General features: G+C 69.9%; 7 protein-coding genes. 3 read left to right on the top strand and 4 right to left on the bottom strand.

Features of this window, described 5'->3' with window-relative positions; all coding sequences use genetic code 11:
• Window positions 1-160: 160 nt before the first annotated feature.
• From ACFYU9_RS27450 to metH, 4 genes are all read right to left on the bottom strand, one after another.
• A complete protein-coding gene (locus ACFYU9_RS27450; RefSeq protein WP_389346367.1) occupies window positions 161-1,744 on the bottom strand; it encodes an ABC transporter substrate-binding protein in 1,584 nt (527 codons plus the stop codon).
• Between the two features lie 69 nt (window positions 1,745-1,813).
• Complete coding sequence (locus ACFYU9_RS27455; protein WP_389212642.1) at window positions 1,814-3,403, bottom strand: ABC transporter substrate-binding protein; 1,590 nt, start codon at window positions 3,401-3,403, stop codon at window positions 1,814-1,816.
• Window positions 3,404-3,870: 467 nt separating this feature from the next.
• Entirely contained in the window at window positions 3,871-4,578 is a 708-nt protein-coding gene (locus ACFYU9_RS27460; RefSeq protein ID WP_389212641.1) for an HAD family hydrolase, read from the bottom strand.
• 189 nt (window positions 4,579-4,767) lie between these two features.
• On the bottom strand, window positions 4,768-8,277 hold the full coding sequence (metH, locus tag ACFYU9_RS27465) for a methionine synthase (RefSeq protein WP_389346369.1): 3,510 nt from the start codon (window positions 8,275-8,277) through the stop codon (window positions 4,768-4,770).
• A 244-nt stretch (window positions 8,278-8,521) separates the two neighbouring features.
• On the opposite strand from metH, the gene ACFYU9_RS27470 reads away from it, so the two are divergent.
• From ACFYU9_RS27470 to glpK, 3 genes are all read left to right on the top strand, one after another.
• The gene (locus tag ACFYU9_RS27470; RefSeq protein ID WP_389346371.1) at window positions 8,522-9,286 is read left to right on the top strand and encodes an IclR family transcriptional regulator; all 765 of its coding nucleotides are present in this window, start codon (window positions 8,522-8,524) and stop codon (window positions 9,284-9,286) included.
• A gap of 310 nt (window positions 9,287-9,596) precedes the next feature.
• Complete coding sequence (locus ACFYU9_RS27475; RefSeq protein ID WP_389212635.1) at window positions 9,597-10,382, top strand: MIP/aquaporin family protein; 786 nt, start codon at window positions 9,597-9,599, stop codon at window positions 10,380-10,382.
• A gap of 35 nt (window positions 10,383-10,417) precedes the next feature.
• Window positions 10,418-11,947 carry a glycerol kinase GlpK gene (glpK, locus tag ACFYU9_RS27480; RefSeq protein ID WP_389212633.1) on the top strand — a complete coding sequence of 510 codons (1,530 nt, stop codon included), beginning with the start codon at window positions 10,418-10,420 and terminating at the stop codon, window positions 11,945-11,947.
• Window positions 11,948-11,952 lie beyond the last annotated feature (5 nt).

Consider the following 11,952-nt stretch of genomic DNA (forward strand, 5'->3'; position numbering starts at 1 on the left):
CAGCGTATTCATCACGCTGCGGATCTACGCGCACCTGGGGCCGGCCGAAAAGACCGCACCCGGGCCGTCATGCACGCCGTGTTCGGCGGGCTGCGGACCGGGTGCGGGCAGGTAGGTGGCCAGACCCGCGCAAGTGCAGGTCAGGCCACCTGGAGGGAGATCAGGCCTTCTTGATCTCCCAGAAGCGGAAGACGGTCGAGGCGTCGAGGGTCCATTCGAGGCCGGTGACGTTGTCGCGGGCGACGGCGTACTGCTTGCCCTGCCACAGCGGCAGGATGGGCAGCTGCTCGGCGACGATGTCCTGGACCTTGCCGAAGTCGGCGGCGGTGGCGCCGCGGTCGGCGGAGGCGGCGGTCTTCGGGATGAGGTCGCCGGTGATCTTGGCGTTCTCGTAGTGGTTGCCGACGACGTTGCCGTCGCCGAAGAACGGGGCGGTGAAGTTGTCGGCGTCGGGGTAGTCGGGGACCCAGCCCTTGACGTAGACGCCGTACTTGCCGGCCGCGATGTCCTTCTCGTACTGGCCGAATTCCACCGACTTGACGTCGGCCTGGAAGAGGCCGCTGGCGTTGAGCTGCTGGGCTATCGCCTTGAGTTCCTGGTCGGTGGCGGGGCCGTAGCGGCTGGGCGTGGACCAGAGGGTGATCTTGACGGGCTCGTTGATGCCGGCCGAGCGCAGGGCCTTCTTGGCGGCTTCCTTGTCGGGGCTGCCGTAGGTGTCGAAGAAGGCGGTGTTGTGGCCCGCGACGCCGGCCGGGACGATCGAGTACAGCGGGGTGGCGGTCGACTTGTAGACGCCCTGGACGAGCGCCTCGCGGTCGACGAGGTGGGCGATCGCCTTGCGGACGCCGAGCTTGCCGGCGACCGGGTCCTTCATGTTGAAGACCAGGTGCTGGACCTCGGCGCTGCTGCCCTGGACGACCTCCAGGCCCTTGTCGTCGGCGTTGGTGGACGCTTCGAGGGTGGCGATGTCGTCGGAGGACAGGCCACGGTAGGCGACGTCGATCTCGTTGGCGGACAGGGCCTTGGAGAGGCGCTCGCGGTCGCCGCGGTAGAGCTTGAGGCTGACGCCGCCGTTGCGGGGCTTGGCGTTGCCCTGGTAGTTGCCGTTGGTGGAGAAGTCGGCCTCGGTCTCGCTGATCGAGTCGAGCTTGTACGGGCCGGAGCCGACGGCCTTGCCGTCGGTGCGCAGCTCGGTGGCGGAGTACTCACGGTGGTCGACGATGGAGCCGGCTCCGGAGGCGATCTTGCTGGGGAAGGTGGCGTCCGCGACCTTGAGCTTGAAGACGACGGTCTTCGCGTCGGGGGTCTCGATGGTGTCGATGGACGACAGCAGCGGGGCCGGGCCGGACGGGTCGTCGATCTTCAGCGCGCGCTCGAAGGAGAACTTGACGTCCTCCGAGGTGAGCGGGTTGCCGTTGGAGAACTTGAGGCCTTCGCGCAGGGTGCAGGTGTAGACGGTGCTGCCGGAGTCGAAGCCGCACTTGTCGGCGGCCTCGGGCTCGGGCTCGGAGCCGCCCTTGGGGAAGGCGAGCAGGGACTGGAAGACGTTGTTGAACAGCAGCCACGAGCCGGGGTCGTAGCCGGCGGCGGGGTCGGTCGCCAGGATCTCGTCCGACATGCCGACGCGTACGGTGGCCCCGGCGTCGCCGGCGTCACCGCCCTGCTCGGTGCCGCAGCCGCTGAGCAGGGTAGCCGCGAGTCCCGCGGCGAGCGGGGCGGTCAGCCACTTGTTGTGTGCCTTCACAGAACTTGCCTCTTGATCTCTTGCCAGGCCGGCCGCGGGGGTGTCGCGCGGCCGGTACGAACGAAGGGGTCAGGCGGTGCCGCGGCCGAGCTCCCACAGGAGCAGGTCGGAGGAGGTGTTCAGCGACCATTCGACGCCGGTGATGTCGTCGCGGGCGGCCACGTACTGCTTGCCCTGCCACAGCGGCAGGACGGGCACGTCCTTGGCGACGATCTTCTGGATCTGCTCGAAGACGGGGGTCGCGGCGGTGCGGTCGGCCTCGCGGCGCGACTGCGGGATCAGCCGGTCACGGACGGACTGGTTGACGTAGGGGGTGTTGAGGAAGTTGTCGCTGTCGAGGAACGGGGCGACGTAGTTGTCCGGGTCCGGGTAGTCGGGGAACCAGCCGAGGCCGTAGACGGCGTAGTCGCCGCGCTTCTGGGCCGGGCGGAACTTGGCCCATTCGGTGCCCTGGACCTGGACGTCGAAGAGCTTGCTGGCGTTGAGCTGGCCGCGCAGCGCCTCGAACTCCTCGGCGGTCTCGGAGCCGTAGTGGTCGGTCGTGTAGTGCAGGGTGACCTTGACCGGGGTGGGCACGCCGGCGTCGCGCAGGATCTTGGCGGCCTTCGCGGTGTCGGGCTCGCCGTAGGTGTCGATGAACGAGGTGGCGTGGCCGGTGACGCTCGACGGGATCAGCGAGTAGAGCGGCTCGGCGGTGGGGCCGTACACCTTGCTGACCAGGGCGCCGCGGTCGATGACGGAGGCCATGGCCTGCCGGACGGCCTTGTCCTCGACGGCGGGGGCCTTGGTGTTGAAGCCGAGGTAGCGGATCTCCAGGCCGGGCACCTCGGTGAGGTTGATGCCGTCCTCGGGCTTCTCGGTGTGTTCCTTGATCTGCGCCTGCGACATGGCGCGGCCGGCGACGTCGATGGCGTCGTCGCGCAGCGCCTTGTCCATGCTCGCGGCATCGTCGAAGGGGCGCAGCTCGACCTTGTCGTTGCGCATGGTGATGTCGCCCTTGTACCGGTCGTTCTTGGTGAAGACGAACTTCGTCACCTTGTCGCCGTCGGTCTCGGTCTTGAGGGTGTACGGACCGGAGCCGTCGACCTCGAAGCCCTTGCGCAGGGACTTCGCGTCGTACTTGTCCTTGCTGAGGATGCCGGCGACGGGGGTGGAGATCTTGTACGGGAAGGTCGCGTCGGGCGCCTTCAGGTGGAAGATCACCTCGCGGTCGCCCTTGGTCTCGACGGTGTCGACGTCGGCGAGGAGGGCGGCGGTGCCGTTGTCGGACTTGATCGCGAGGACGCGCTCGATGGAGAACTTGACGTCCTCGGCGGTGATCGGGGTGCCGTCGGCGAAGGTGAGGCCCTCGCGGAGCTCGCAGCGGTAGCTCTCGCTCTCCTTGTCGGTGAACGCGCAGCTCTGGGCGGCTTCCGGGACAGGCTGGCCGCTGCCGCGCGGGACGTGCATCAGCGTCTGGACGGTCTGGCGCAGGATGTTCCAGGCGCCGGTGTCGTACGCGAAGGCGGGGTCGAGCGGGGCGGGGGCGTCCGTGGTGGCGACGAACTGGTCCGTGGTGCCGACGACGATGGCCTTGCTCTTGCCGTCGCCGCCGCAGCCGGCGAGCAGGGGCGTGAGCAGGGCTGCCGTGAGGGGCAGCACCAGGGTCTTGCGGTTCATCAGGGACGATCTCCTTCACCGGCGCGGGGTGACGGCCGGCAGTGGTACAGCGGCTTCGGTCACTCCGCCGGCCGCCCGGTCGGGGCGGGGCGATCGGGCCGTGCTGAGGTGCGATCGGTCCTGTGTACGCGGCGACTTGGGTGTTCGCCGGGGCACTCGGATGGTGCGGCGGAGTACTCGCGAAAGACTAGTGGGCGGCGCCGCTGCCGCCGGACGGGGCGAGTCCGGTCGCTGACCGTGGAGCGGTCATGAATACGGTGCGTTCGATACTCATCCACGGGAACGATTCGTACGCGAATGATCGAAACGGGACACTTGGGCCGGGTGTAAACCACGGTTTCCGGACAGAGCACGCAGACAGGCCATCCACCGATCGGCACTCTGCGTGAGCAAGGTCACGCAGGGTTCTTTTCGGCGGATGGCCTGTTCGTTCCGCGCGGGCCCGCGGACGGACACGGGAGGGCGGCTCAGATCCCGTGCGGGCCGGCGATGAGCGTGCGCAGGAAGGGCACGTCGACCTCTTCGAGGGAGCGCACCACGACGCGGCCCGCAGAGGGCGCGATGGGGGCGACGGACGGCACCGCGACCACCCGGCAGCCGGCGGCCTCGGCCGCCGCGACGCCGGTCGCGGTGTCCTCGACGACCGCGCACAGCGCCGGCTCGGCGCCGACGCCCCGGGCGGCGGTCAGATACGGCTCGGGGTGCGGCTTCGTACGGGACACCTCGTCGCCCGCGACGGTCAGGGCGAAGCGGTCGCGGCCGAGCGAGGCGAGCACCCGGTCGATGATCCGGCGGTGCGAGGCGGAGACCAGGGCGGTCGGGATGTTGTGGTGGGCGAGCTCGGCGAGCAGCCGCTCGGCGCCCGGCATCAGCGGCACGCCGCGGTCGATGCGCTGCTCGAACTTCTCGTTGAGCAGCACGGTGAGCTCTTCGAGGGTGATGTCCGCGCCGGTGGACTCGATGAGATAGCCGGCGCTGCGCGTCATCGGGCCGCCGACCACGACGTCCCGCCACGCCTCGTCGAGGCGGTGCCCGAGGTCCGCGAAGACCTCCACTTCCGCGTCCCACCAGAATCCCTCGGTGTCGACGAGGGTGCCGTCCATGTCGAGGAAGACCGCCTGCAGGGCGGAGCTGCCGTTGGCACGGAACAGGGACGCGGGGACCGTACTGGTCATCCGGCACACCTCCATGGAGGGACGAAGAGGCCGGCCCCCCACCCCGCAAGGGGGTGGGCGACCGGCCTGCACTGGACCAACCAGTGTACGTCGGCTTCACCCGAGACGCAGGGATTTACCCCCGCACCGGCGACGCCCGCGCCGGTGGACGGGCGGTTGCCGGCCGGTCACCGAGCGGTCGCCAGGCGGTCACCGGGCGTTGAAGTACTTCGCCTCCGGGTGGTGGATCACGATGGCGTCCGTGGACTGCTCCGGGTGGAGCTGGAACTCCTCGGAGAGGTGGACGCCGATCCGCTCCGGCTGGAGCAGCTCGGCGATCTTCGCCCGGTCCTCCAGATCGGGGCAGGCGCCGTAGCCGAGCGAGAAGCGCGCGCCGCGGTACTTGAGCGCGAACATGTCCTCGACGTCCGCGGGGTCCTCGCCGCCGAAGCCGAGCTCGGCGCGGACCCGGGCGTGCCAGTACTCGGCGAGGGCCTCGGCCAGCTGCACGGACAGGCCGTGCAGCTCCAGGTAGTCGCGGTAGGAGTCGGACTCGAAGAGCCTGGCCGTGGCCTCGCCGATCTTCGAGCCGACGGTGACGACCTGGAGGCCGACGACGTCGGTCTCGCCGGACTCCTCCGGGCGGAAGAAGTCGGCGAGGCACAGCCGGCGGCCGCGGCGCTGGCGCGGGAAGGTGAAGCGGGTGCGCTCGTTGCCGGCGTCGTCGAGGATGATCAGGTCGTCGCCCTTGGAGACGCAGGGGAAGTAGCCGTGCACGACGGCCGCTTCGAGCAGGTTCTCCGTGTGCAGGCGCTCCAGCCAGCCGCGCAGCCGCGGCCGGCCCTCGGTCTCGACGAGCTCCTCGTACGACGGGCCGTCGCCGGCCCGGTTCTGCTTGAGGCCCCACTGGCCCTTGAACAGCGCGCCCTCGTCGAGCCAGGAGGCGTAGTCCTTGAGCGGGATGCCCTTGACGACGCGGGTGCCCCAGAACGGCGGGGCCGGCACCGGGTTGTCGGTGGCGACGTCCGAGCGGCCGCCCGGCTCCGGCTCGTCGACCTGGAGGGTGGCGGCGCCCTTGGCGACCCGGCGCTGCTTCAGCTCGGGCAGGGCGGCGCCGGGGACGCCGCGCTTGACGGCGACGAGGGCGTCCATCAGGCGCAGGCCCTCGAAGGCGTCGCGGGCGTAGCGGACCTCGCCCTGGTAGATCTCGTGCAGGTCCTGCTCGACGTACGCGCGCGTGAGGGCCGCACCGCCGAGGATGACCGGGTACTTGGCCGCCAGCTCGCGCTGGTTCAGCTCCTCCAGGTTCTCCTTCATGATCACCGTGGACTTCACCAGCAGGCCCGACATGCCGATGACGTCGGCGCGGTGCTCCTCGGCGGCCTCCAGGATCGCGGAGACGGGCTGCTTGATGCCCAGGTTGACGACGTTGTAGCCGTTGTTGGAGAGGATGATGTCGACGAGGTTCTTGCCGATGTCGTGGACGTCGCCGCGGACGGTGGCGAGGACGATGGTGCCCTTGCCGTCGGCGTCCGACTTCTCCATGTGGGGTTCGAGGTAGGCCACCGCGGTCTTCATGACCTCGGCGGACTGGAGCACGAACGGCAGCTGCATCTGCCCGGAGCCGAACAGCTCGCCGACCACCTTCATGCCGTCGAGCAGCGTGTTGTTGACGATGTCGAGGGCGGGCGTGGTGGTCAGGGCCTCGTCGAGGTCCGCCTCCAGGCCGTTCTTCTCGCCGTCGATGATCCGCCGCTTGAGGCGCTCCCCCAGCGGCAGGGCGGCCAGCTCCTCGGCCTTGCCGGCCTTGAGGGACTTGGCGGTGGCGCCCTCGAAGAGGGCCATCAGCTTCTGCAGCGGGTCGTAGCCTTCGGCCCGCCGGTCGTAGATCAGGTCGAGCGCCGTCTGCACCTGCTCCTCGTCGAAGCGGGCGATCGGCAGGATCTTCGACGCGTGCACGATCGCCGAGTCCAGGCCCGCCTTGACGCACTCGTCGAGGAAGACCGAGTTGAGCAGGATGCGGGCGGCCGGGTTGAGGCCGAAGGAGATGTTGGACAGGCCGAGCGTCGTCTGGACGTCCGGGTGACGGCGCTTCAGCTCGCGGATCGCCTCGATCGTGGCGATGCCGTCCTTGCGGGACTCCTCCTGGCCGGTGCAGATGGTGAAGGTGAGGGTGTCGATCAGGATGTCGGACTCGTGGATGCCCCAGTTGCCGGTGAGGTCGTCGATGAGCCGTTCGGCGATCTCGACCTTCTTCTCGACGGTACGGGCCTGGCCCTCCTCGTCGATGGTGAGGGCGATCAGCGCGGCGCCGTGCTCCTGGGCGAGCCGGGTGACCTTGGCGAAGCGGGACTCGGGGCCGTCGCCGTCCTCGTAGTTGACGGAGTTGATGACGGCGCGGCCGCCCAGCTTCTCCAGGCCGGCCCGGATGACCTCGACCTCGGTGGAGTCGAGGACGATCGGCAGGGTGGAGGCGGTGGCGAAGCGGCCGGCGAGCTCGTCCATGTCGGCGACGCCGTCGCGGCCCACGTAGTCGACGCAGAGGTCGAGCATGTGCGCGCCCTCGCGGATCTGGTCGCGGGCCATCTCGACGCAGTCGTCCCAGCGGCCCTCCAGCATGGCCTCGCGGAACTTCTTGGAGCCGTTGGCGTTGGTGCGCTCGCCGATGGCCAGGTACGAGGTGTCCTGGCGGAACGGCACGGTCTGGTAGAGCGAGGCGGCGCCGGGCTCGGGGCGCGGCTCGCGGGCCTGCGGGGTGAGGTCGCGGACCCGCTCGACGACCTGGCGCAGGTGCTCGGGGGTCGTGCCGCAGCAGCCGCCGACGAGGGAGAGGCCGTACTCGCGGACGAAGGTCTCCTGGGCGTCGGCGAGCTCGGCCGGGGAGAGCGGGTAGTGGGCGCCGTCGGAGGTCAGCACGGGCAGGCCGGCGTTGGGCATGCAGGACAGCGGGATGCGCGAGTGGCGGGCCAGGTAGCGCAGGTGCTCGCTCATCTCGGCGGGGCCGGTGGCGCAGTTGAGGCCGATCATGTCGATGCCGAGCGGCTCCAGGGCCGTCAGGGCGGCGCCGATCTCGGAGCCGAGCAGCATGGTGCCGGTGGTCTCGACGGTGACGGAGCAGATCAGCGGCACGTCGGCGCCGAGGGCTTCGAGGGCGCGGCGGGCGCCGATGACGGACGCCTTGGTCTGCAGCAGGTCCTGGGTGGTCTCGACGAGCAGGGCGTCGGCGCCGCCGGCGATCAGGCCCTCGGCGTTCTGCTGGTAGGCGTCGCGCAGCGTGGTGTAGGCGGCGTGGCCGAGGGTGGGCAGCTTGGTGCCGGGGCCGATCGAGCCGAGCACCCAGCGCTGCTGTCCGGTGCGCGCGGTGAACTCGTCGGCGACCTCGCGGGCGATGCGGGCGCCGGCCTCGGACAGCTCGTGGACGCGCTCGGGGATGTCGTACTCGCCGAGGGCGGCGAAGTTGGCGCCGAAGGTGTTGGTCTCGACGCAGTCGACGCCGGCGGAGAAGTAGGCGTCGTGGACCGAGCGGACGATGTCGGGCCGGGTCACGTTGAGGATCTCGTTGCAGCCTTCGAGCTGCTGGAAGTCCTCGAGGGTGGGGTCCTGGGCCTGGAGCATGGTGCCCATGGCGCCGTCGGCGACGACGACTCGGGTGGCGAGTGCTTCGCGGAGCGCTGCCGCTCGGATGCGGAGGTCGGCGGAAGGGGTCGGCGACGAGGCCATGGATCAAGCTCCCTGGGATGCGACGGCTGTCGGCTTTGCACGCTCGGCAGAGGGTGCACGGGCCCAGACTAACCATGGGGACGCCGGGGTGGACATGGGGTTCCAGCTGGTGGACGGCATCCTGTGTGCGGGGACTCCCGGTTCTGCCCGTTCTTGGACGACACTGTCAGGTGTGACACAAGGTCGGCATCGACCGATAGTGTTCAGCATTGTCGAACAGCATGTGGTGAGAAAGGGCCGGGCGATGGCGAAGAACATCCAGTCGCTTGAACGGGCGGCGGCGATGCTGCGACTGCTCGCGGGCGGCGAGCGCCGGCTCGGCCTGTCCGACATCTCCTCCTCGCTCGGTCTGGCCAAGGGCACCGCGCACGGCATCCTGCGCACCCTGCAGGCAGAGGGCTTCGTGGAGCAGGACCCGGCCTCCGGCCGCTACCAGCTGGGCGCGGAGCTGCTGCGGCTCGGCAACAGCTATCTGGACGTGCACGAGCTGCGGGCCCGGGCCCTGGTGTGGACGGACGACCTGGCCCGCTCCAGCGGCGAGAGCGTCCACCTGGGCGTGCTGCACCAGCAGGGCGTGCTGATCGTCCACCACGTCTTCCGGCCCGACGACAGCCGCCAGGTCCTGGAGGTCGGCGCCATGCAGCCGCTGCACTCCACGGCCCTGGGCAAGGTGCTCTCGGCCTACGACCCGGTGGCGCACAGCGAGGTGGTGGAGGCGGACCGGGACGCCTTCACGCCCCGTACGGTCACCGACCTCACGGACTTCGAGACGCTGCTCGACACGACCCGGGCGCGCGGCTGGGCCGCCGACGTGGAGGAGACCTGGGAGGGCGTGGCCTCGGTGGCGGCGCCGATCCACGACCGGCGCCGGATGCCGGTGGGCGCGGTGGCCATCACGGGCGCGGTGGAGCGGGTCTGCGCCGGGGGCGAGCTGCGCTCCGAGCTGGTGGCGGCGGTACGGGACTGCGCCCGGGCGGTCTCGCGGGACCTGGGCGCCGGCCGCTTCTGAGGCGGCGCCCGCCGCTTTCGAGGGGGCGCCCGCCACCGTACGGCGCCGTGCGCCGCCGCACCACCGAACACATCTCAACCCGTCGGTAACGATCGCGTTATCGGCGGGTTTTTCGCGCTCACCACCCTTGACGTGCTCTTAACCCTGGCGCAAAACTTCCGTTCATCGGTCGGCATTGTCGAACAGCTACCGGCAATACGCGCTAAGGTGTGACAGTGCCAAGGGCCGGCAACGCCCTCACACGAGGGCGCGAACCATCGGAGTGACCCGTGGTTCGCCTTCCCCTGGACGAAGGACAAAGGAGTCGCGGGTGTCCAGCTCCGACATCTTCATCGGCGAGACCATCGGTACCGCCGTACTCATCCTGCTCGGCGGCGGCGTCTGCGCCGCCGTGACGCTCAAGAACTCGAAGGCCCGGGGTGCGGGCTGGCTCGCGATCGCGTTCGGGTGGGGCTTCGCCGTCATGACGGCGGTCTACATGACCGCTTCCCTCTCCGGCGCCCATCTGAACCCCGCCGTCACCATCGCGATAGCGATCAAGGACAACGACTGGAGCAACGTTCCGGTCTACCTCGCCGGCCAGCTGCTCGGCGCCATGATCGGCGCGGTGCTGGTCTGGGTCGCGTACTACGGCCAGTTCCAGGCCCACCTCACGGACCGGGAGATCATCTCCACGCCGCACGAGGAGGGCATGGTCGACCAGAAGGCCGCCCCGGCCGCCGGTCCGGTGCTCGGCGTCTTCTCGACCGGCCCGGAGATCCGCAACACCTGGCAGAACCTGGCCACCGAGATCATCGGCACCGTCGTGCTGGTCCTCGCCGTGCTCACGCAGGGCCTCAACGACAGCGGCAAGGGCCTCGGCGTCCTCGGCGCGCTGATCACCGCGTTCGTCGTCGTCTCCATCGGCCTCTCGCTCGGCGGCCCGACCGGCTACGCCATCAACCCGGCCCGTGACCTCGGCCCGCGCATCGTGCACGCCCTGCTCCCGCTGCCGAACAAGGGCGGCTCCGACTGGAGCTACGCCTGGATCCCGGTCGTCGGCCCGCTGGTCGGCGGCGCCATCGCCGCGGGTATCTACAACATCGCGTTCGCCTGAGCCGTCCTTCTTCCAGACCTCCCTTGGAGCACACAGTGACCGACTCCCACACCACCGGCCCGTTCATCGCCGCCATCGACCAGGGCACGACCTCCTCGCGCTGCATCGTCTTCGACAAGGACGGCCGGATCGTCTCCGTCGACCAGAAGGAGCACGAGCAGATCTTCCCGAAGCCGGGCTGGGTCGAGCACGACCCGATCGAGATCTGGACCAACGTCCAGGAGGTCGTCGCCGGCGCCATGACCAAGGCCGGCATCACCGCCGCCGACGTCAAGGCCATCGGCATCACCAACCAGCGCGAGACCACGCTGCTGTGGGACAAGAACACCGGCGAGCCGGTCCACAACGCGCTCGTCTGGCAGGACACCCGCACCGACGCCCTGTGCAAGGAGCTCGGCCGCAACGTCGGCCAGGACCGCTTCCGCCGCGAGACCGGCCTGCCGCTCGCCTCGTACTTCTCCGGCCCGAAGGTCCGCTGGCTGCTCGACAACATCGAGGGCCTGCGCGAGCGCGCCGAGCGCGGCGACATCCTCTTCGGCACCATGGACTCCTGGGTCATCTGGAACCTGACCGGCGGCGTCGACGGCGGCGTGCACGTCACCGACGTCACCAACGCCTCCCGCACCCTCCTGATGAACCTGCACGAGATGGCCTGGGACGAGCGGATCCTCGCCTCCATGGACATCCCGGCCGCGCTGCTGCCGGAGATCCGCTCCTCCGCCGAGGTCTACGGCGCGGTCAAGGGCGGTCTCCTCGACGGCGTCCCGGTCGCCTCCGCGCTCGGCGACCAGCAGGCCGCCCTGTTCGGCCAGACCTGCTTCGCCGAGGGCGAGGCCAAGTCCACGTACGGCACCGGCACGTTCATGCTGATGAACACCGGCGACAAGATCATCAACTCCTACAGCGGCCTGCTGACCACCGTCGGCTACCAGATCGGCGACCAGAAGCCGGTCTACGCCCTGGAGGGCTCGATCGCCGTCACCGGCTCGCTCGTCCAGTGGATGCGCGACCAGATGGGCCTCATCAAGTCCGCCGCCGAGATCGAGACCCTGGCCTCCTCCGTCGAGGACAACGGCGGCACCTACTTCGTGCCCGCCTTCTCCGGCCTCTTCGCCCCGTACTGGCGCTCCGACGCCCGCGGTGTCATCGCCGGCCTCACCCGGTACGTCACCAAGGCGCACATCGCCCGTGCCGTCCTCGAGGCCACCGCGTGGCAGACCCGCGAGATCACCGACGCCATGACGAAGGACTCCGGCGTCGAGCTGACCGCGCTCAAGGTCGACGGCGGCATGACCTCCAACAACCTGCTGATGCAGACCCTCTCCGACTTCCTGGACGCCCCCGTCGTGCGCCCGATGGTCGCCGAGACCACCTGCCTCGGCGCGGCCTACGCCGCCGGCCTGGCCGTCGGCTTCTGGCCCGACACCGACGCGCTGCGCGCCAACTGGCGCCGGGCCGCCGAGTGGACCCCCCGCATGGACGCCGACAAGCGCGACAGCGAGTACAAGAACTGGCTCAAGGCCGTGGAGCGCTCCATGGGCTGGCTCGACGAAGAAGAGAACTGACGAGG

This window comes from Streptomyces sp. NPDC004327, from assembly GCF_042873935.1.
Classification (GTDB): Bacteria; Actinomycetota; Actinomycetes; order Streptomycetales; family Streptomycetaceae; genus Streptomyces.

Coding starts and splice junctions, on each gene's coding strand:
- ACFYU9_RS27455 (WP_389212642.1), bottom strand. CDS start 3,403: ATGAACCGCAAGACCCTGGTGCTGCCCCTCACGGCAGCCCTGCTCACG.
- ACFYU9_RS27460 (WP_389212641.1), bottom strand. CDS start 4,578: ATGACCAGTACGGTCCCCGCGTCCCTGTTCCGTGCCAACGGCAGCTCC.
- metH (WP_389346369.1), bottom strand. CDS start 8,277: ATGGCCTCGTCGCCGACCCCTTCCGCCGACCTCCGCATCCGAGCGGCA.
- ACFYU9_RS27470 (WP_389346371.1), top strand. CDS start 8,522: ATGGCGAAGAACATCCAGTCGCTTGAACGGGCGGCGGCGATGCTGCGA.